The organism is Evansella tamaricis, from assembly GCF_019042215.1.
Lineage (GTDB): Bacteria > Bacillota > Bacilli > Bacillales > Salisediminibacteriaceae > Evansella > Evansella tamaricis.
Genome location: NZ_JAHQCS010000032.1, coordinates 1 through 21,420, shown reverse-complemented (window position 1 = coordinate 21,420; position 21,420 = coordinate 1). Strand labels below are relative to the sequence as shown.

The following is a 21,420-nucleotide window of genomic DNA, read 5'->3' as shown; positions in this document are numbered from 1 at the left end:
TCAAAGGTCAAGATATGGGTTTGTTGTTTTTAGCAACTTTATTATTGTAACATAATTAAATTAGCTTGTCAACAACTTTTCCCGATAGTCACTCTTTCGTTTTTGGCGACTTGAATATAATAACACCTATTCAAGTTTGCGTCAACAACTTTTTAAGAATTTAATCGCCCTTAAATTAGGCGGCAAGAAATAATATAACATCTTAAAAGATCTATTTCAACCCTCTTATAATGAAAATACTCTCCTTTTCATGATATAAAGAACAAAAACCTTTATAAATCAGCAAGAAAATGATTACAGGTAATTTAAGCCATCGAGATTGACATATAACACTCTATTAATAGAACAAGTTTTTATCCATTAATTATTTAATAATACACTATACAACTATATAGTCACTTTCTCTTTGTACACAATAACAATAACAAGACAGAAACAGATGATGATAGATCTCTCTTCATTCACCTCTCAAAATAATAAGTAAGAGGTGGCGAGAATAAACAGCCACCTCCCATAAATATAATTATACTTCTTCATTATCTCTTTTTCGCATTTGTGGAAACAGGAGAACGTCTCGGATAGATTGGGCATTTGTCAATAACATCACCAGGCGATCAATTCCGATACCTAAGCCACCAGTAGGAGGCATTCCATACTCTAAAGCTTCCACAAAATCATCATCCATCATATGTGCCTCATCATCACCTTGTTCCCGCTCCACTAACTGCGCTTCGAAACGCTCCCTTTGATCAATAGGATCATTAAGTTCCGTGAAGGCATTAGCATGTTCCCTTCCAACAATAAATAATTCGAAACGATCAGTAAAACGTGGATCATCTTCATTCTTTTTTGCTAAAGGGGAAATTTCCACAGGATGGCCATAAATAAATGTAGGTTGTATTAATTTTTCCTCTACAAAAGTTTCAAAAAACTCGTTTACGATATGACCATACTTCATTGTATCTTTTACAGGAACATTGTGTTTTTTAGCTAGCTCATGTGCATCTTCATCGTTCATGTCCGCCCAAAAATCTACACCAGTATGTTCTTTTATGGCATCTACCATATGGATCCTTTTCCATTGAGGTTCTAGATCCACTTCCTGTTCATTGTATTTTACAAGACTTGTCCCTAACACTTCCTTAGCTATATGAGCAATTAAGTTTTCCGTAAGTGACATGATATCCTTATAGTCAGCATAGGCCTCATAAAGCTCTATCATCGTAAACTCGGGGTTATGTCTTGTGGAAATCCCTTCATTTCTAAATACCCTGCCAATTTCATATACCTTTTCAAGTCCACCTACAATTAGTCGCTTTAAGTGTAATTCGATTGCGATTCTCATGTAAAGCGTCATATCCAAGGCATTGTGGTGAGTAATAAACGGTTTGGCAGAAGCACCACCTGCTATAGAGTGCATCATTGGTGTTTCCACTTCCAAATAACCATTGTCGTCTAAATATCTTCTCATTGATTGCAAAATTCTGCTTCTTAGTATAAACGTTTCCCTTACTTCGGGATTTACAATTAAATCAAGGTATCGTTGGCGATAACGTTGTTCCACGTCTTTCAATCCATGATATTTATCCGGAAGGGGGCGTAATGACTTCGTTAAGATTTGAAAGTTATTTACTTTCACAGATAATTCTCCAACTTTTGTTTTAAATACTACACCCATTACCCCTACTAAATCTCCAATATCAATTCGATTAAATAACTCGTATTGTTCCTCTCCAACTTGGTCTTTACGAACATAAAGCTGAACTTGACCAGTTAAATCTTGTATATGAGCAAATCCCGCTTTTCCTTTTCCACGTTTTGTCATCACTCGTCCAGCAACAGTAACAGAGACCTCATTTTCTTCTAATTCCTCTTTTGTTTTATCTTCATAATCTACTTTTAAACTCTTAGCTGCATAGGTACGTTCAAAACGTTTACCAAATGGATCGATTCCTTGATCAAGCATATCCTTTAGTTTTTCCCGTCTCACCTGCAGTTGGTCATTTAACTCTAATTCATGACTCACCCTTACCACTCCTGTTTATTAAATTTTCACAAGTCAATTCGATTAAAAAAATAATTGTGAATGATTACGTTATAATTAATAAAAATGCTATGTTTAACACTAAAATCCTAGATAATCTTTAAAAACATACCCTTCTAAACATAATCTTAAAACAAGAACAACAACGAGATTGCTATTTTTCAGAAAATCAACCTAAAATCAGCATAATTCTGTTTCATAAATGTTCAGTACCTATGTAATAGTGGTTCATAAAGAGAAAAGCCTCTTCCTTTTGTCTGTTATGAAGAAAACTGCCAGTAAAAGACTGGCAGTTTTGTCATATTCTCAGAGGTATTATAGGAAAGAAACTAACATATGTCAAATCACTGGGCAATCAAAGATTCCTGTGGCTTATCATTTCCCTTAGTCTCTTGCTCTTCTACAAAAGCATAAAGAGCTGCAGCTAGTTCATCTCTCTTGGAAAGGGCATTTATCATATCTCTGATCTTTGCTGCGCCTCTCATTCCTTTAATGTACCAAGCAGCATGTTTTCTCATTTCCCTTACAGCGACATCTTCACCTTTAAGGGCAATTAAACGGTCCATGTGAAGGATACAGACATCCATTTTTTCCTTGTAGGATGGTTCATCTTTATATTGACCTGTTTCTAAATAATGAATGGTCCGGTAAAGCATCCAAGGATTCCCAAGGGCTGCTCGGCCAATCATAACCCCATCTACGCCTGTCATATCAATCATACGCTTAGCATCTTCAGGAGTTTTCACATCTCCATTACCGATAACCGGAATAGATACAGCATCTTTAACTTCCTTTATAATATCCCAATTGGCAGTTCCTTCGTACATTTGTACCCGAGTTCGCCCATGGACTGCTACTGCTTTGCCTCCTGCACGTTCTACTGCCCTGGCATTGTCTACTGCATAAATATGGTCTTCATCCCAGCCCATTCTCATTTTCACTGTAACTGGTTTGTCAACCGCATCCACAACGTAGGATACCATTTCATATATTTTTTCGGGGTCCAAAAGCCACCTTGCCCCTGCATCACACTTTGTGATTTTTGGTACAGGGCACCCCATATTTATATCTATAATATCAGCATTTGTCTGTTTATCCACTATTTTTGCAGCTTCCACGAGAGTATCTTTACTTCCGCCAAATATTTGTAAACTTAACGGCTTTTCCCGTTCATCCACATACAGCATTTTTAGCGACTGTTCATTTTTATGGACAATAGCTTTATCACTTACCATCTCTGCACAGACGAGGCCGGCTCCAAACTCTTTTGCAATGAGACGGAAAGCCGGGTTACAAACTCCTGCCATTGGTGCAAGAACCACTTTATTTTTCATTGTGATATCACCAATTTTTAACATGTTGCTCACCTCTTCTGGTAAAAAGTTTATTTAATCGAGTTCAACTCTTCTATAGTAACACCTAAAACGGTAGTAGCATTGCTTAAAAATTCCTCCGATGGCTTTCGGTTCCCCCGTTCAATCTCTCCTAATACTGAAACAGATATACCTAAAAGTTTAGCAAATTCCTCTTGAGTAAATCCTTTTAGTTTTCGGAAAGCTCGGATCCTTCTTCCCCATATGAGATCCTCCATTTGCGGACACCCTCTTTTTCTGATAATTCTTCTATATATCTTTCAATCGGTTTTCCATCGCTAAATATAAGGTTCGGTTCAATCTCTTTTAATGGGATTAACACGAACCCCCTCTTAAACATTCGAGGGTGTGGAACCTCTAAATGTTTCAACTTTATATTTTCGTTGTTATAGAGCAAAATGTCAAGGTCTATTGTCCTAGGTCCCCACCTAATAGTTTTGGTTCTTCCACCATATTCTTCTATCTTTTGTGTTGAGTTAAGGAGTTCTTCAGGTTGTAAAGATGTCTCAATTTTTATAACCATATTTAAGAATGGTGTTTGATCTGCAAATCCTACTGGATCTGTTTCATAGACAGAGGAAAGTTTTTCAACCGTACACCCGGGAAGTAACTTTATTTGTTCAATGGCATCCATTAAGTGTTGATGTCTATCACCGATATTTGATCCGAGAGATAGGTAAACCGTATTTTTCTTTTTTATTTTCACGATTGTCTTTCCCTTCGAATTTCCACAGCTACAGAATTATAATGTCCTTCTATTGGAGGGTTAGGTTTCACCACTTTGACCGTCACTGCTTGAACCGTTTCAAATTGTACTAATATGGTTCCTGCTATCCTTTCTGTTAATGTCTCCACCAGATTTACAGGATTCCCCTCCATAATAGACCTTACCAGTTGGTATACCTTTGCATAATTTACGGTTTTATTTAGGTCATCTGTCATGCCAGCTGGTCGAAGGTCAACCTCTAACTCCACATCTACCGAAAAACGCTGGCCTAGTTTTTTTTCCTCTATAAAAACCCCATGATATCCGTAAAATTCCATTCCCGATACTAAAATCTTATCCATGAATCTTCACCCTAACTTTATTAAATTACTGAGGGATTGGTGCTTTCCCGAGCATAACATCCATCATTTTAACCATTCTTGTAATTTCCAACACATCATGTACTCGTACAATACTTACACCCTTTTCGATCCCCAAACAAACAGTTGCTCCTGTTCCTTCCACTCGTTCATTTACAGGAAGATTTAATGTTTTTGCCACGATCGATTTTCTAGATGTTCCTAATAAAACAGGATAACCCAATTCTGTCAGTTTCTCTAAGTGGCGCATGACAAGTATATTATGCTCGTATGTTTTCCCAAATCCAATTCCCGGATCTAAGATCATTTTTCTATCTGAAACTCCAGCTTTTCGGCAGATAACGATACTCTCCTCTAGGTCCTTTATCAAGTCATCCATGAGATTGTTGTATTTTGCTTCTTCACGATTATGCATAAGAATAATAGGGACATCATAATTTGCGGCTACGGATGCAATGGACGGGTCCATCTTCGCCCCCCACACATCATTAATGATATTTGCCCCAGCTTGAATGGCAAGTTCAGCAACACGAGATTTATAGGTATCAATTGAAATAGGGACGTCAACTACTTTCCTTACTGCTTTTATAGGGGATAAAACCCGTTTCAATTCTTCCTCTTCATCTACTTTTACCGCCCCAGGTCGAGTGGACTCTCCACCTATATCTAGAATTGTTGCCCCATCTTCCACCATTTGCTTTGCATGAATCTCTGCTATTGAGGATTCATTATACATTCCACCATCAGAAAAAGAATCTGGAGTAACATTTAATATTCCCATCACATGTGTTTTTCGGGAAAAATCCAATGAGAAATTATCCCATTCTATTTTTTTATCCCCTTGTAGATTCACTTATTCCATCTCCATTCTTTCCGTCACTGACCACAGTCTATCAGTACAGGCTTTATATCTTGTCTTCAATGCTTTATATATAGGACCCAATGTTCCAGGAAATTGCATTTGATCCACCTCTTGTAATGGAACAATCCCTTGAATGGAGTTTGTCACAAAGACTTCGTCGGCATCCAGCAAGTGGCTAGGGGAATATTCTCCCTCTCGCACTTCCAATTTTAAATCCTTGGCAATGGCTATAATAAATTTTTTTGTTATGCCGTCAAGGCAACCGGAAGAAACGCTTGGAGTATATAGAACATTGCTTTTCCACCAAAGGACGTTAGAAACAATCCCTTCAGATACCACATCTTTTTCTGAAAGAAAAATTCCTTCGATTTCGCCGTTAGACCCTATCTCCCTTTTACCAATAATATTGTTTAAATAATGATGAGATTTCAAACGTTGGGCACCTTCAGGGGAGTTTCTCCGTTGTTTAAGGAAAACACCTTTTTTTTCCTTCAATTCTCTTGGAAGTGGCTTAACAAAAACAACTGTATTGGGGTAAAGATAAGGGGAAGTGGATAATCCGATTTCCCTTTCTCCAGCGGAAATATTCCATCGAAAGTAGCCATCTTCCAGTCCGTTTTTTTCCAACAATAATTCAATGATTTGTACAGTCTTTTCCCTGTTATAAGAGGGTAATTGAATATTCAATTCTTCAGCGCTATCCTTTAATCGCTGAAAATGGTCATCCAGTAAAAACGGATGACCATGATAGGTTCTAAAAGTCTCAAATAAACCTAAACCATATAGAAAGCCATGATCTAGTGGCGAAATTTTTATATTTGTATAGTGGTCAATGACACCATTCATGTAGAGATACATGATTTTTCATACTCCTTATACTCTTCCAAAAAATTACGAAGTAACTGTTTTCCAGCCCCTGTCATAATGGATTCAGGATGAAACTGCACCCCTTCCACTGGAAGGGTTTTATGGCGGATAGCCATAATCTCTCCTTCTTCTGTTTCAGCAGATATTTCAAAACAATCTGGAAGTGTTTCTCTTTTGATGATAAGCGAATGATATCTCGTAGCTGTAAATGGATTTTCTAATCCTTTAAAAATCGTCTTCTTATCGTGGTTCATTTCGGATGTTTTCCCATGCATTAACCGATCAGCTCTGATGACATCGCCGCCAAACGCTTGGCCGATAGACTGATGTCCTAGACAAACCCCTAAAATAGGAATTTTGCCTGAGAAATAGTCGATGACTTCTAGACTAACCCCTGCCTCATTCGGTGTACAAGGACCAGGCGAAATCATAATATATTTGGGCGCAAGTTCCTCAATCTCTTTCATTGTGATTTCATCGTTTCTTTTCACTACTAAGTCTTGTCCCATTTCACCTAAGTACTGAACAAGGTTATACGTAAAAGAATCATAATTATCAATCATTAAAATCATTTGAACATCCTCCTCATCTTAACTAAACTAAAGTTTTTAACTCTTCTTCGCTCATCTCTTTTGCCTTCCACAAAGCTTTTGCTTTCTTTAAAGACTCCTTAAACTCCGCCTCGGGAATGGAGTCGATGACGATACCTGCCCCTGCCTGAACATGAACTAAATCGTCTTTGACAACCATTGTCCGGATTGAAATATTTATTTCCATATCACCATTATACCCAATCCAGCCAAGAGAACCAGTATATGCTCCCCTTCTAACGGGTTCTAATTCTTCAATAATTTCCATCGTTCGTATTTTAGGAGCACCTGTAATCGTTCCTCCAGGGAAAGTTGCCGTAACAACATCCAGTGCATCTGCTTTTTTTGATTTTTTTCCACGTACATTGGAAACAATGTGCATGACGTGGGAGTATTTTTCAATCACCATTAATTCATTAACTTCCACAGAACCATATTCACAAACCCGGCCTAGATCATTTCGCTCCAAATCGACTAACATGATATGCTCTGCCCGTTCTTTTTCATTTCCAATTAGAGTGTTCGCTAACCGAAGATCTTCCTCCGCCGTTTCCCCCCTAGAACGGGTACCGGCAATGGGGCGTGTACTTACTTCATCTTCCTTTATTTTAACCAATAGCTCAGGTGATGCCCCTACATATTGTATATGAGGAAAATGGAAATATCCCATATATGGAGAAGGATTAACCCTTCTTAAACAGTCATAAATATGGAGTGGATGTGTTTGGATGTCCCTAGTCTCCCTAACGGAGAGGTTCACTTGAAATACGTCGCCTGAAGTTATATACTTTTGCGTCTTTTTAACTGCTGTTACAAATTGTTCTTCTGTGAACGAACGTTCTATTATTTTTTCCGTGGGTTTAGAACGTTGTACATACCATGGGTAGGTGTTATTAGTAGGAAAATGTTCTTTCCACTCTTTTTCCATTTTAATGAGTGTTTCTAATCCAAATTTCTCATTTCCATCTTCTATTATCGCGATAAACCAAATTAGATCCTTTTTATGGTCAATTAAAACAATTTCATTAAACGCCATAAACAAAATGTCATCTGTATTCAAGTCGTCATTGGCTTGTTCCGGAAGTTTCTCCATTTCACGAACGATATCATAACTAAACTGTCCTATAATTCCCCCTTGGAAATCAGGTAGTTCTTTGTTTTTTTCAACTTTGTGAGTTTGTAACCACTCTCTTAAAGACCTAAGTAAGGAGCCCGATTTAGTTACGGTTCCCTCCTTTGTCGTTATTTGAAGTTCTTTGTTCTTTCCCTTGAGTATTGCCCATGGAGATAATCCAATGATGGAATAGCTCCCTCCTCTTCCACTTTCGAGTAATACATGGTGTGAAGTGTTCTTTGCCAATTCTGTATAAGTTTTAAACCAATCTGGTGTGATTTCTATTATAGGTTTCGCATAGCCAATTGTTTTTCTATTTGTATATATCATAAGCAATTCACCTCAAAGCTATTATACTGGTGGATTATGGTCCATGCAATTCCCTTATATAAGACAACTGAATCTTGATAGGAGAAGGAAAGTAAAAATAAGTGACCGAAAATATTCAGCCACTTATTTTATATCATATTATTATTTTTATTCGTCAAACTGATATAGGGCTGTGCTCAGATAACGTTCTCCATTACTTGGAATAACAGCGACAACTTTTTTCCCCTCACCTAGACGCTTCGCTACTTCTAGAGCACTATAGATAGCTGCACCAGAAGAGATCCCACCTAAAATCCCTTCTTCTCTTGCGGCTCTGCGAGCATATTCAAACGCCTGTTCTGTGGATACAGTAATTACTTCGTCAAAAATATCCGTATTAAGTATTTCTGGAACAAATCCAGGGCCAATACCTTGAATCTTATGGGGACCTGGAGAACCCCCTGACAAGACAGGAGAATCTTTCGGCTCCACTGCAACCACTTGAAGATCAGGAAACTTTTCTTTTAAGACTGCTCCAGCACCAGTGATCGTCCCGCCAGTACCTATTCCAGAGACGAATGCATCTAATTGATCGCCCACTTGTTCTAAGAGTTCTACTGCTGTAGTATTGCGGTGAACTTCTGGATTTGCTTCATTTTCAAATTGCTGTGGCATAAAATATCCATGTTCCTTCTGTAGCTCATTCGCCTTGCGGATGGCTCCTCCCATTCCTTCTGGACCAGGCGTTAGAATAAGTTCAGCACCATATGCTCTTAGGAGATTTCTTCTTTCTAAGCTCATCGTCTCAGGCATTACCAAAAGTGTTCTATAGCCCTTAGCAGCAGCAACCATCGCTAAACCTATCCCCGTATTTCCACTTGTCGGCTCCACAATGGTATCTCCTACTTTAAGTAAACCTTTCGCTTCAGCATCTTCAATCATAGCCAATGCAATTCGGTCCTTTACACTACTACCAGGGTTCATGAATTCTAATTTCAAATAAACATCAGCATAACCATCTGGAACAATCCGCTGTAATTTCACTAATGGAGTGTCACCAATTAGTTCCGTAATGGAATTAACTACTTTTACCATAATCTTAACTCCTCCCCGATAAACCCGAGTAAATTCATTGGTTTTATTGAGATTATCTTAGCAAAGTGGTATCATTTAGTCAATGAATTTTTTTTGAATTCTGAATTAATCTATTAACGCCTCTAAATCAGCTTTTGAAAAATTATATTGCTCATTACAAAAATGGCAGTGTGTTTCCGCTCCACCATCCTCCTCAATCATTTCCCTAATATCATCTTTTCCTAACCCCTTGATAGCTTGGGCAATTCGTTCCTTTGAACATCTACATTGAAACTGAACTCCCATAGTATCAATAACCTTAACATTTTCTTTCCCCAACACTTTTTCTAACACTTCCTCAGGGGAGAGACCATCTTTTATAAGTGTTGAAATAGGAGGTAACGATTGCAATGATAATTCTAATTTATCAATTGTATCATCAGTTACTCCGGGCATCATTTGAATGACGAAACCTCCGGCAGCTTCCACCCTATCATTTTCCCCTACAATAACCCCAAGAGAAACAGAAGAAGGCGTTTGTTCAGAAGTGGCAAAATAATACGTGAAGTCTTCCGCCAATTCACCTGATACGATGGGGACATTCCCAGTAAAATTTTCCCTCATTCCAAGATCCTTCACAACGGATAATGTTCCTTGTTCTCCCACAGCAGCTGACACGTTTAGCTTTCCGTTCTCTTTTCTCTCCGGATCCACATGGGGATTGGAAACATATCCCCTAGATTCTCCCCTTGCATTAGAGTCAATAATGATTGGGCTTGCTGGTCCATTCCCCTCTATCTTAATTGTAATTTTTTCTTCTCCTTTTAACATGGCTCCCATCATTGTCCCTGCAGAGAGGGCGCGGCCTAATGCAGCTGTTACTGTTCTCCATGTATCGTGCTTGTCCGCTGCTTCTTGAACCATTTCCGTAGATCGTATCGCATACGCTCTCACGGACCCATCATATGCTAACGCTTTAACTAAATAATCAGTCAAGTAATATCGCTCCCATCTGTTAAGTATAATCTCTTTTATTTTTCTCATAAATCATTTCTAGGCCTTTTAAGGTTAAAAAAGGATCTACGATATCTATTACTTCTGACTCATTTGCTATTAACGATGCTAATCCTCCAGTGGCGATCACAGTTGGATTGGAATTAGCCTGCAACTTCATACGTTTAACTATCCCTTCCACTTGTCCAACATACCCATACAAAATACCTGATTGCATCGCATGTACTGTGTTTTTACCAATCACACTTTTGGTCTTCGTGATTTCTATTCTTGGCAGTTTTGATGCACGGTTATACAGTGCTTCCGTTGAAATGCCTATTCCCGGAGCAATAGCTCCACCTAGATATTGTTTGGACTCATCTATATAACAATACGTTGTAGCCGTGCCGAAATCGACTATTATTAATGGGGATCCATAAAGTTGTATCCCCGCGACGGAATTAACGATACGATCGGCACCTACTTCCTTAGGATTGTCATACTTTATATTCAGTCCTGTTTTTATCCCTGGCCCAATTACCATTGGAGACATATCAAAGTATTTGTTACACATTTGCTCTAATGAATACATAATTGGCGGTACAACGGAGGAGATAATAATACCTTCAACTTCCTTGATACCTACTCCTTCATAATCAAACAGACTTTTTATTGTCATGGCGTATTCATCTTCGGTTTTTTCTGCATCAGTTTTCATTCGCCAATGGTATTTTAAAACTTTCTTTTTATATAATCCTACTGCAATATTAGAGTTCCCAATATCCATAACAAGAATCATTTCCGTATACCCCCTAAGAAAACGACGAACTGAAAGGAATAAGGTTTGTATGTAAAGAAAAAAGGGGCCTGAATCAGACACCCCTTTTGTAAATGAATTATTTATGTTTTTTAACTTCCCTTAGTTGTCTTTCGATTCATCAGAATCATCTTTTCCTTGAATATTTATTGTAAGGTCATTATCGTTGTCACCATTTGTTTTTCCATACATATGATGATTTTCCGGCATTTTGCCATGTTCGATTAATGAATTAATTTGTTGAGCATCTAATGTTTCAAATTCAATAAGTGATTTCGCGACTAATTCCAGGCTTTCTTTATTTTCAACAAGAATTTGTCTACAACGCTCATAACATTCTTTTAAGATTCGTTGTACTTCCATATCAATTTCATGTGCGATTGCATCACTATAATTTTGCTCGTTATTAATATCTCTTCCCAGGAAAACTTCTCCTTGTGTATTACCAAACTGAACTGGACCTAGCTTATCACTCATTCCAAACTCCATAACCATTTTCCGGGCAATACCAGTTGCACGCTGGAAGTCATTATGAGCCCCAGTACTTACTTCGTTAAAGGTAACTTCCTCAGCAACTCGACCACCTAATAAACCTACAATTTTATCAAGGAGTTCCGGTTTTGTCATGAAGTACCTGTCTTCTTTCGGAAGCATCATAGCATATCCACCAGCTTGCCCCCGTGGTACAATCGTTACTTTGTGAACCAGATCTGCACTTTCCAGTTTCACCCCAACTACTGTATGTCCAGCCTCATGGAAGGCTACGATATTCTTCTCTTTTTCAGAAATTACTCTGCTTTTCTTTGAAGGACCTGCAATGGTACGGTCAATGGCTTCTTCCACTGCCTCCATGTCAATCTTTTCTTTATTTCCTCGAGCAGAAACTAAAGCAGCTTCATTGAGTAAGTTCTCTAAGTCTGCACCGGAAAAACCAGGTGTCCGTTGTGCAATGGTTTTAAGATCCACATCATCAGCTAAAGGTTTATTTTTAGCATGTACCTTTAACACTTCTTCACGGCCATTAACATCAGGACGACCAACCATAATTTGACGGTCAAATCGACCTGGACGGAGTAGTGCAGGGTCTAATATATCAGCACGGTTTGTGGCAGCAATCAAAATAATACCTTCGTTTACTCCAAAACCGTCCATTTCCACAAGTAACTGGTTTAGCGTTTGTTCTCTCTCATCATGTCCGCCACCAAGACCAGCACCACGGCGACGACCAACTGCATCAATTTCATCTATAAAAATAATACATGGAGCATTCTTTTTTGCATTTTCAAATAAATCACGAACACGGGATGCACCGACACCTACGAACATCTCCACAAAGTCTGAACCACTGATGGAGAAGAATGGAACACCAGCTTCACCTGCAACAGCTCGGGCTAAAAGTGTTTTACCAGTACCAGGAGGTCCAACTAATAATACCCCTTTTGGTATACGTGCACCAATTGCTGCGAACTTTCTTGGATCCTTTAAGAAGTCAACCACTTCTACAAGCTCCTGCTTCTCTTCGTCAGCCCCAGCAACATCTTTAAATCGGGCTTTCTTTTTATCTTCGCTAACTAATTTAGCTTTACTTTTTCCAAAATTCATTACTCGACTTCCGCCGCCTTGTGCTTGGCTTAATAGGAAGAAAAAGAGAATAATGATAATGACAAATGGAATGATTGCAGTAAAGAAATTCACCCATCCACTTGGCTCATCGGCTTGTTCAATTTGTAAAGTTTCAATTCCTTCTGACGCAGCAAATACCTCAACAAGTAAAGGCTCCAAGTTCAGTACATTAACTACATAATGATTTTTGTCATCTATTTGGCTTCTCAATTCTCCCGTAGCAACGTATACATCGTTTTTCGGTTTTATATTTAAGGATTTTATATTCCCTTCTTGTAACTGCTGCTGGAATGTATTGAAATCAAATTCCTTAGTCTCCTCTTGGGGGTTTTGGAATACACTGACAATCCCAACAATGACTAAGAAAATTAACAGATAAAATATTGTATTACGAAAAATTCGATTCATCCTTTACCTCCTCCCACGGTCAAAATACGCATAGATAATACTACCATATAACTGTCTTTTACTACAATAAAGAAGCCCATATTTCATGTAATCCCTTTTCTACATGTTAATTTAAACGAAAATCCTTCTCTTTAATCGTTATCTAACATATTTACTGTTATTTTTTTATCCTTGATAAATTTCCGGTTTTAAAATACCAATAAACGGAAGGTTCCTGTATTTCTCAGCATAATCTAATCCATACCCAACCACAAATTCATCAGGAACAATAAATCCAGCAATATCTGGGACTAAATCCACGTTTCTTCCTTCAGGCTTGTCGAGAAGTGTTACGACTTTAACCGATTTTGCTTTTCTATATTGAAACAATTTAACTAAATAACTTAACGTTAATCCACTGTCAATGATATCTTCAAGAATTAATACATCTCGTCCCTCAACAGATGTATTTAAATCTTTTACAATTTTAACTTCACCAGAAGAAACAGTATCATTCCCATAGCTGGAGACATCCATTAAATCTAATTCGATATGCGTATCTATTTGTTGTATTAAGTCACCCATAAAAGGCAGGGATCCTTTTAAAACACCAACAACTAACGGAAATTTCCCTTGATATTCTTCTGTCAAAAGTTTACCCAGTTCCTTTACCTTTTCTTGGATTTCTTCTTCTGTAATTAGAACTTCTTTAATGTCATCTCTCATTCCTGTTATAACCCTCCTAAATGATTACGTACTGCCTCATTTCTATGTATTACTTACTTGATGTTTATTCTCTAAGTGAATATTCCAACATCACTACTTTTTCTGTATGTTCGTCCACCAACGCAAGATTTGATCGCTTTAACAATGGAATCCACATTATTTTATTATGACTATCTGTAACAATCGGCCAGTGAACTCTATCTCCTTTTGGTATTTTTTGTTCAATGAAAATGGACTTAACCTTTTTTGAACCATTTAATCCATAGGGAGAGATCCGATCACCTTGTTCCCGGGAGCGAATAAATAGTGGCAAAGAAATTTTATTAATATCTGCCATGAAAACAGATTCATCCTTTAAATCAATATCAATTTTAGAAAGGATTGATGCTCTTACTCTTCCCATTTTAAGAGGTAACATCCCCGGAATAGGAATCTCTATCTTCTCCTGAGACTCTTCCTTATTCCCAAGTACGCCATACATGAAATGATAATGGTCATAGGATTTCTCGATAACTATCCCTTTTGGTAAATGAAGTGTTCCTGAAGGAATATTTCTTTTCATTAAAGCTAGAATATCTTCCAAGTGTTTAGCATTCATGTGCGACACCGCATTTGGTGACAGATAGTTTAATATTAGATTAACTCCTCGCCTTTGTAAAGGCATTGGCAGTAAAGAGAATTCCTCAATTGAAAGGGTTACTTTTTGTTTTCCTTTGACTATGACAGTATCCCAAGTCTTTTCTTCTGCCATATTGTTTAAAAGGATAGCATCCTCCTTCATCCATTCACTTTGACGCTGAAACGCTTGATGTACTCTTGGGTTTTCTTCTTTTAAAAAAGGAAGGACGGATTTACGAAATCTATTCCTCTGATATGTATCTTGAGTATTTGATTCATCTAACCGATAAGGGACGTGATTATCTATGCAATACTTTACAATTTCTTTTTTTTCTAAACAAAGAAAGGGTCTAATAATACTCCCCTTACCAAACTCCCTTCTCACAGGAATTCCCTGCAGTCCATTGTAACTACCACGAACTTGTCTCATTAATACCGTTTCGATCTGGTCATCACCATGGTGAGCCAAAGCTAGTTTCGTTGCTTGTATTTCTATCATAAGTTGGAGAAACCAATTATATCTCGCTTCTCTGGCAGCTTCCTGTGTAGATAATCCTTTCAACGATTTTAAGGCGTGGACATTAGGCTGATGGAAATAAAAAGGGATTTCTTTCTTTGAACAAAAATTTTTAACAAACTCCATGTCTTCTATGGATGTTTTACCCCTTAATCCATGTTCCACATGAGCCACTGAAATGGAGGAAGGGTGACGATGATTTAAATAATGAAGAAGTGCCATACTGTCTGGACCCCCCGAAACCCCAATCAGGATATGATCTTCCTCATCCAATAATTGATGAGCTAAAATAAATTTATCAACGGTTTGGTTCATATCGATGACCAATCCCTTTCCCAAAAGAGAATATTGCCAAAGCAAACACTAGTCCGGAAGCAATTGCCCCAGCTTGTAGCATTGTTTGAACACCAAACTCTAACCCGGTTAAATAATCCCCTTCCACAAAGGAAAGCATAGTAAAGTATGCTCTGCTCCCGGGGACAAGGGGTAAGATACCTGGAATTGCGAGAGCCGTAACTGGAATTCGTATCCGTTTCGCTAAGAAATGAGAGGTAGTCGCTGCTGATAAAGAAGCGATAGCGGTAGAAACTACAGGAGAAACTTCAAAGTGAAGCCCCCCTTGGAGAATGCCCCAAGTTACCATTCCAATTGCCCCTCCAATAAGTAATGCCCTTTTTGGGACACTAAAAATAATTCCGAAGGCAACAGTGGCTATAAATGTAATAATCAGCTCTATGGTGAGTTGCATTTGTTCCAACCCTTTCAAAGAAAAATTGAGATTGTAAGTGCAATCCCGCTTGCAATAGCCAAAGAGGTTAGTAATGCTTCTGCTCCTCGGGTTACTCCTGCTAACAAATCACCTGACATTAAATCCCTAACCGCATTTGTTAACGGTACACCAGGTACTAATGGCATTAAGGATCCAATAATAATTTGATCTAAGTTCGCTCCAAGGCCAAAGTATACAAGTCCAATTGCGGTTGTCCCTCCACAAAAAGCCGCTGCAAATTCCGCTGCAAATCTCACCTTTAAATGACGTTCAAGTTCTACCAGAACTAAACTGGAAACAATCGCTGCCAAGAAAGCTGGAAGCAAATCGAACCAACTTCCACCAAATAAATAGGAAAAACCACTCCCGGCAAAACCTGCTGCAAGATGAATGACCCATAAAGGAAATTGCATCGGTGCCTGTGAGATGGCCGTTAATTTTTCGTGTGCTTCTTTAACTGTTAACTCACCGGCAACAAACTCCCTAGAAACCTGATTCACTTCTGTTACTTTATTTAAGTCCTGCATTCTGTCATCAATACGTACCATCTGCATTAAATCTTCTTTTTCTTTTGTCTCTTCAAAGGAAAGAAATATCCCAGTTGTTGTAGCAAAACAATGGACATTTTTAAAGGTTGCTGCTTTCGCAATCCTTTCTAGTGTTTCTTCCACCCGATAGGTTTCCGCTCCGTATTTAAGCATTATTTCACCAGCTAGTAAGCAGATGTCCATGACATCATCTGCCTTCCCCATGATCAAACACCACCTCTACCAATCCAATAAACATCATACTGCTTGTCCAAATAAGTATAAAATATATAAGATAAGAAGAAAAGAGGCGAACAGCATCGACTCAAATATACCTACAAATCTACGTTCTCTTTTGTTCTTGATTGCAGAATTCTTTTTTTTATCTTGTACCTTTTGCTTTTTTATAGATGTTCGAGTTTCCTTCCTTTTTATTTTCTTTTCAGTTGTAGAAGTGAAAGTTGTATTTTGAATAATCTCCATTAATTCTTTTCTCATGTCCATAGCGCTTTTATATTTTCCTTCCAAACCTTTATGGATGACATCACTGAAAGGAGTTAAGATTTCCTTGTCGTTTACTCTTGACTGAAGTGATGTACTTCCATGTTTTAAATTCTTTTCAAATCTAGATGGATAAGCCCGGTTAATCATGAGCATGGAAACAGAAAAAAGATCATAAGTGGGTTCCGCTTTCCTACCTCCAAATCCCCAGTATCCTCGGTCAAAGAATTCTGTATATTCCTTAATTGCTCTCCCTTCCTTTGTGATTCCTCCCACATCTAACCACCTTACTCTAGACGGGTTCCCAGTAACTAAAAGATTCTCTGGCTTTAAATCCCCAAAAATCCAACCTTCCTGATGTAAACGATGCAAGTCTCCCAATAATTGAACAACCATAATTCCAAGCCACTCTCCTCCCCTTGATCTCAAAAAAGGTAAAAAAGCTTCACCTTTTATATATTCCATAGCATAAAAGGGGTAACACCCATCAGGTGTAATGTAATCGTCAGCATCATAAAAAGAAGGCCCAAGGCTAGGCCTCTGGACCTTGGAAAACTGACGTAGAACATTTACTTCCGATGTAATTGACATGGAATCACTTGCTATTTTAATTGCAACTGGACCATCTCTACCTTCTGCCAGATAAACTGTTCCCGTTGCTCCATACCCTAACTCTCGAACGATTCGATAAGAATTATTGTGCCACCTGCCCACCACAACCTCATTTGGAAGAAGTGTTAAATCACGCTTCTTCGAGGTAGAACTCATCTTCATCTGACCCTTTCTTCTTCATACGTTTTCGCATGATTCCTATACCTTCTTGTAGGGCAGGTCCAGTAGGTGTTACCCCAGATGTAGACATTTTTTTAAATGCACCTGATAATGAATCAAAATGTGGTGTCCAGTTAATTAACTTATCCACATCTTTTCGTTTACCTGGAAAAGAGTATAATGCAAAATGATTGTTACCGGTTCTCGCTCTCAAACTAACAGATAAATCTAGTAATGCTTCTTGAACCATAGGGAGTTTATTTTTCATACTGGCACTTGTATCAACAAGGATAATAATATCTAGATCCATCGTTTCCCCTAACTCGTCCACAACTTCCATTAATTGGCCTCGTTTTTCAGGTTCTAAGTCCTCCAATTCTTTTTCCTCTCCAAGGATTTGGGAGATTTCTCGATTCACAACTCCATAAATGGTTTGGGTCATGGCTTTTTTAGTAACCATTTGTACTGTCTGTGATAATTGTCTCGCATAAACAACTTGACTAATGCCCCCACCGGCTTCTGCGATAGACTCAATTTCATTAACTCCAGCTTCGCTCATTTCCTGCCGGTCAACAATACCAATAACGTTTACCGTCATCCCCTCTTCTTTTGCCAATGAAGCAATGGCAATAGGATCTTCTCCCGTATTAGAACAACCGTCTGTTAATAGTAGAATTTGCCTCAATGTTCCCTTTTTCAATATTCTTCCCCTCCAGTCTTGTAATTACTATCATCATTTACAAGATTAGGAGAGTTTATACCTAGCTAGGATGTAATTTTCTTTGGAAAAATTTATTGCTTGTATGCTTATATTATTAGACTAAAATCTATTTACGCATCTTTCTTTTGTGGCAATGAAATCGACGCCCATTTAGGGAGATGATGATCTAATCTTGCTACAATAACAGTCATGTCATCATTTATTTCATTGCCTGTTTCACGGATAACACGCTCCATTAATAGATCTGCCACTTCCTGAGGGTCATCTGTTTCCAATTCCTTTATAATACGTTTCATCCAAATATCATTGTTTTCAACCATTGGAGGAGCCTCATAGATACCATCACTCATCATTATTAGAAGATCTCCTGATTTTAGTTGCTCCGATACAACATCCACATCCATATCATGTAATATCCCAATTGGAAGGTTTCCTGCTTCCACTGCCTTCACTTGGTTCCCCCGTTTAATATAGCTTGGAATGGATCCAACTTTCAGGAATTTGACAAATCCATCTTGTAAATCTATCATTGCTAAATCAAGGGTCGAGAAAACTTCTTCCTGTGACCGTAATGAAAGTATGGAATTAATGGACTTGATTGCTACTGTCTCCTCTATACCTGATCGAAGAATATTTTTTAGTAAGCCAATGGTCTCCTGACTTTCAACATGCGCCCTTGCTCCATTTCCCATTCCGTCACTAATGGCAATAGCATATTTCCCTGCCCCCAGTTCCATGGTGGAGTGACTGTCTCCAGAAACTAGTTTTCCCCCTTTCGCTGCATGAGCAATGCCTTCCATAATCTCAAACTTTTTTGTGGAACCAAATGTTACTCTCTGCTCAGTACCTGTCAGTGTCGCAGGTTCCGAATGCTTCACAATAATTGTCTCATTCAAAATATTAGATAATAGTGGTGCAACAATTTTTTCCCCCTCATTATAAGAATTATTCATTAATGTAATCTCAATATCGATATTTCCCGCATCTAAGTTATAGACGTCTACCATTTCCACGTCTAATCCTGCCTGTTGAATTGCCTCCGTGATTTCCGTTTCCTGTTTTTCATGCTCCTGCTTCTCCCGTTGGATATCTTTAGCGAAGTCCTCCATTACTTTTGATACACCTTTTAGCTGATCCGCCACTAACCTTCGGCTTTCAATCAACTGTTGTTTCAAACGTTTGCTTGCATGGTGTTGATTTAACTCACTTTTCATAGCATCAACAACCCGTTCATCTATGATGCAATGTTGCCTCCATTCAGTTTGTAAATTCCTATTTATAACCTCCCCTTCTTTCTCACACTCTCTCATTATTTGTTCCATTAAACTGTAGGTTTCCTGAAATTTCTTTGTCCAACATTGATGTTTTTTCATACACGTTTGACATGTCTTTTCTGTGACTTTACTTAAGAATAAATCAACTTCCCGCTCACGGGTGGTTTTCTCCCCATTCGTTTCAAGAAGTGTAAAACTTTTGGATAAACTTAAAAACAGGTCCGAAAACTGTTCTACTTTCCCTGCCGTGACATCTCGCACTTTACGTATATACTGTTGCTGCTCTTGTGAATGCTCTATGGTTCCAGGAATATATTTTGACAATTGTTCTGTCCATTTCTTAGGAGTTAACATAAATAATGCAACGGCTACGAGTGTTTCATAAAGTGACATTTCCATCGGGACTTGATTGTCTCCATACATGCCCATTAGTAAAGTAGAGATAATTAAACCTATAGCAACCAGAATTTTTTTCCCTTCTTTTAGTAGACCACCCAATAACCCCGAAAAAGCAAGGAGACTCATATAAAAGAGATTAGCTACATTTGCTAAACTTAATATTAATCCTGTCACCACCCCGACGGTTGACCCGATAGCTGCACCCCCAACAAAAGCAAATATGAGGACTATATATCTTGCAACAATTTGTTCAACAGACAATTGAAATACTAACCATCCAACGGTCCCCGTCATCAACGAAGCTAGTAAAATCACTAAACATACTATTTCCTCATGTTTTAAAGTTAATTTTCGTTTTTTCTCGAAAAACAAAGGAATACTTTGAAAGAAAATCATAGTTACAATCATCGCCAGTCCCGCTTCAACAGTTGCCGTAAAGAAGTTGTACCACGAGTTACCATCACTAATAACAGACCCTAAATATCGGGCAGATCCCGTTGCCAAAAAGACAGTAACTGGAACGAGTCTTTTTTCATTTGTAATGGAGTTAGTAAATCCCTGAATTAAAAAATAGAATACAATAGCTACCACAGCATGACCTGCAAAAGAGAACGAAACTGTTGTTGCTCCCACAGTCAATGCAAATGCCGCCAAGAGGGTGTAGTTTCGCTTTGTATGGAAAATAACTGCTAAGAAAGGTATCACAAACGGGAGTAAATGTAGTAGGATCACTGCTCTCCCTAACAATAGTCCTACACCGAAAATGATTAGTGTCTTTTTGATAGAGTCACTACTCATTAATTCACTATTTTCTTGACTTCTTGCGGTTTTCAATGGAGTTGTTTCAATTGTACCAACTTGTCCATCAATCGTTTTCAATGAGAATCGTTGAAACATCTTAGCACCACCTATTCACTCTGTCTCGTGGTAACATTATAAACATGTTCTTCCTTCAGATTTTGTCAAAACAAGAATTCTACCTAAAAAAAGTCTTCGACGAGAATCCCCTATAACCGTCCAAGAAATTGGTGATGTTACACAAGCTTTCTTTTAGCATCCAATCTATAAGTCAGGAAATCCACTCCCTTTTTTCTTTAATAATCCCCTTCAAACCGTTGTTACAACCGAATTATTACACTTAAAATAGTGTTAATCTTAGAAAATGACGAATTCTTACCATTGTGCATGAAATTGACGAAGAACCACGGAAGTTTTTTATCATATTTGATTACAACAATAAGAAAAGCGGAATGGCCTATGGTTACGAGCGTAGGGCAGTGCAGGAATGACAACAGAAGTTCGCTCTTTGACTTCGGTTGTCACTTCCGAAGTGCCCCGTAGCGAGTAGGAAGCAACTGAAAATGTTTAAAACCACTTTTTCAGTTGCTTTTATTTGTATGGCAATGGCTGCGCTCGTCGCTCGCATGATAGGAGAAAACCGCTCCTATCATGCTTTTT

20 protein-coding genes are annotated in these 21,420 nt (G+C 38.2%); all 20 read right to left on the bottom strand.

The annotated features are described in order from the left end of the window. Positions 1-523: 523 nt before the first annotated feature. A complete protein-coding gene (gene lysS / locus KS419_RS01810) occupies positions 524-2,026 on the bottom strand; it encodes a lysine--tRNA ligase (RefSeq protein ID WP_217064382.1) in 1,503 nt (500 codons plus the stop codon). A 362-nt stretch (positions 2,027-2,388) separates the two neighbouring features. Further along, the gene (dusB, locus tag KS419_RS01805; RefSeq protein ID WP_217064381.1) at positions 2,389-3,402 is read right to left on the bottom strand and encodes a tRNA dihydrouridine synthase DusB; all 1,014 of its coding nucleotides are present in this window, start codon (positions 3,400-3,402) and stop codon (positions 2,389-2,391) included. A gap of 26 nt (positions 3,403-3,428) precedes the next feature. After that, the gene (locus KS419_RS01800) at positions 3,429-3,635 is read right to left on the bottom strand and encodes a helix-turn-helix domain-containing protein (RefSeq protein ID WP_217064380.1); all 207 of its coding nucleotides are present in this window, start codon (positions 3,633-3,635) and stop codon (positions 3,429-3,431) included. Further along, positions 3,587-4,123, bottom strand: coding sequence for a 2-amino-4-hydroxy-6-hydroxymethyldihydropteridine diphosphokinase (gene folK / locus KS419_RS01795; RefSeq protein WP_217064379.1), 537 nt, complete (start codon positions 4,121-4,123; stop codon positions 3,587-3,589). Before folK ends, KS419_RS01800 begins: the two co-directional genes overlap by 49 nt. Beyond that, positions 4,120-4,485, bottom strand: a complete 366-nt coding sequence (gene folB / locus KS419_RS01790) for a dihydroneopterin aldolase (RefSeq protein WP_217064378.1) — start codon at positions 4,483-4,485, stop codon at positions 4,120-4,122. Before folB ends, folK begins: the two co-directional genes overlap by 4 nt. Positions 4,486-4,510: 25 nt before the next feature. Beyond that, on the bottom strand, positions 4,511-5,284 hold the full coding sequence (folP, locus tag KS419_RS01785; protein ID WP_217064384.1) for a dihydropteroate synthase: 774 nt from the start codon (positions 5,282-5,284) through the stop codon (positions 4,511-4,513). 72 nt (positions 5,285-5,356) lie between these two features. After that, positions 5,357-6,223 carry an aminodeoxychorismate lyase gene (gene pabC, locus KS419_RS01780; RefSeq protein ID WP_217064377.1) on the bottom strand — a complete coding sequence of 289 codons (867 nt, stop codon included), beginning with the start codon at positions 6,221-6,223 and terminating at the stop codon, positions 5,357-5,359. Further along, on the bottom strand, positions 6,208-6,804 hold the full coding sequence (pabA, locus tag KS419_RS01775) for an aminodeoxychorismate/anthranilate synthase component II (protein ID WP_217064376.1): 597 nt from the start codon (positions 6,802-6,804) through the stop codon (positions 6,208-6,210). Before pabA ends, pabC begins: the two co-directional genes overlap by 16 nt. A gap of 22 nt (positions 6,805-6,826) precedes the next feature. Beyond that, entirely contained in the window at positions 6,827-8,266 is a 1,440-nt protein-coding gene (locus KS419_RS01770; protein WP_217064375.1) for an anthranilate synthase component I family protein, read from the bottom strand. A 147-nt stretch (positions 8,267-8,413) separates the two neighbouring features. After that, complete coding sequence (gene cysK / locus KS419_RS01765) at positions 8,414-9,340, bottom strand: cysteine synthase A (protein ID WP_217064374.1); 927 nt, start codon at positions 9,338-9,340, stop codon at positions 8,414-8,416. Positions 9,341-9,445: 105 nt separating this feature from the next. Beyond that, positions 9,446-10,315: an Hsp33 family molecular chaperone HslO gene (gene hslO, locus KS419_RS01760; protein ID WP_217064373.1), complete on the bottom strand. Its 870-nt coding sequence runs from the start codon at positions 10,313-10,315 to the stop codon at positions 9,446-9,448. A gap of 19 nt (positions 10,316-10,334) precedes the next feature. After that, positions 10,335-11,111: a type III pantothenate kinase gene (locus tag KS419_RS01755; RefSeq protein ID WP_217064372.1), complete on the bottom strand. Its 777-nt coding sequence runs from the start codon at positions 11,109-11,111 to the stop codon at positions 10,335-10,337. Positions 11,112-11,231: 120 nt separating this feature from the next. Continuing rightward, complete coding sequence (gene ftsH / locus KS419_RS01750; RefSeq protein ID WP_217064371.1) at positions 11,232-13,160, bottom strand: ATP-dependent zinc metalloprotease FtsH; 1,929 nt, start codon at positions 13,158-13,160, stop codon at positions 11,232-11,234. Positions 13,161-13,325: 165 nt separating this feature from the next. Beyond that, positions 13,326-13,865, bottom strand: coding sequence for a hypoxanthine phosphoribosyltransferase (hpt, locus tag KS419_RS01745; RefSeq protein ID WP_217064370.1), 540 nt, complete (start codon positions 13,863-13,865; stop codon positions 13,326-13,328). Positions 13,866-13,929: 64 nt separating this feature from the next. Beyond that, positions 13,930-15,315: a tRNA lysidine(34) synthetase TilS gene (tilS, locus tag KS419_RS01740; RefSeq protein WP_217064369.1), complete on the bottom strand. Its 1,386-nt coding sequence runs from the start codon at positions 15,313-15,315 to the stop codon at positions 13,930-13,932. Further along, positions 15,299-15,748 carry a threonine/serine exporter family protein gene (locus KS419_RS01735; RefSeq protein WP_217064368.1) on the bottom strand — a complete coding sequence of 150 codons (450 nt, stop codon included), beginning with the start codon at positions 15,746-15,748 and terminating at the stop codon, positions 15,299-15,301. The genes tilS and KS419_RS01735 overlap by 17 nt, the downstream gene beginning before the upstream one ends. A 14-nt stretch (positions 15,749-15,762) precedes the next feature. After that, positions 15,763-16,521: a threonine/serine exporter family protein gene (locus tag KS419_RS01730; RefSeq protein ID WP_217064367.1), complete on the bottom strand. Its 759-nt coding sequence runs from the start codon at positions 16,519-16,521 to the stop codon at positions 15,763-15,765. A gap of 33 nt (positions 16,522-16,554) precedes the next feature. Then, the gene (locus KS419_RS01725; RefSeq protein WP_246593599.1) at positions 16,555-17,571 is read right to left on the bottom strand and encodes a serine/threonine protein kinase; all 1,017 of its coding nucleotides are present in this window, start codon (positions 17,569-17,571) and stop codon (positions 16,555-16,557) included. Then, positions 17,540-18,268: a vWA domain-containing protein gene (locus KS419_RS01720; RefSeq protein WP_217064366.1), complete on the bottom strand. Its 729-nt coding sequence runs from the start codon at positions 18,266-18,268 to the stop codon at positions 17,540-17,542. Before KS419_RS01720 ends, KS419_RS01725 begins: the two co-directional genes overlap by 32 nt. Positions 18,269-18,399: 131 nt before the next feature. Then, entirely contained in the window at positions 18,400-20,859 is a 2,460-nt protein-coding gene (gene spoIIE / locus KS419_RS01715) for a stage II sporulation protein E (RefSeq protein WP_217064365.1), read from the bottom strand. Positions 20,860-21,420 lie beyond the last annotated feature (561 nt).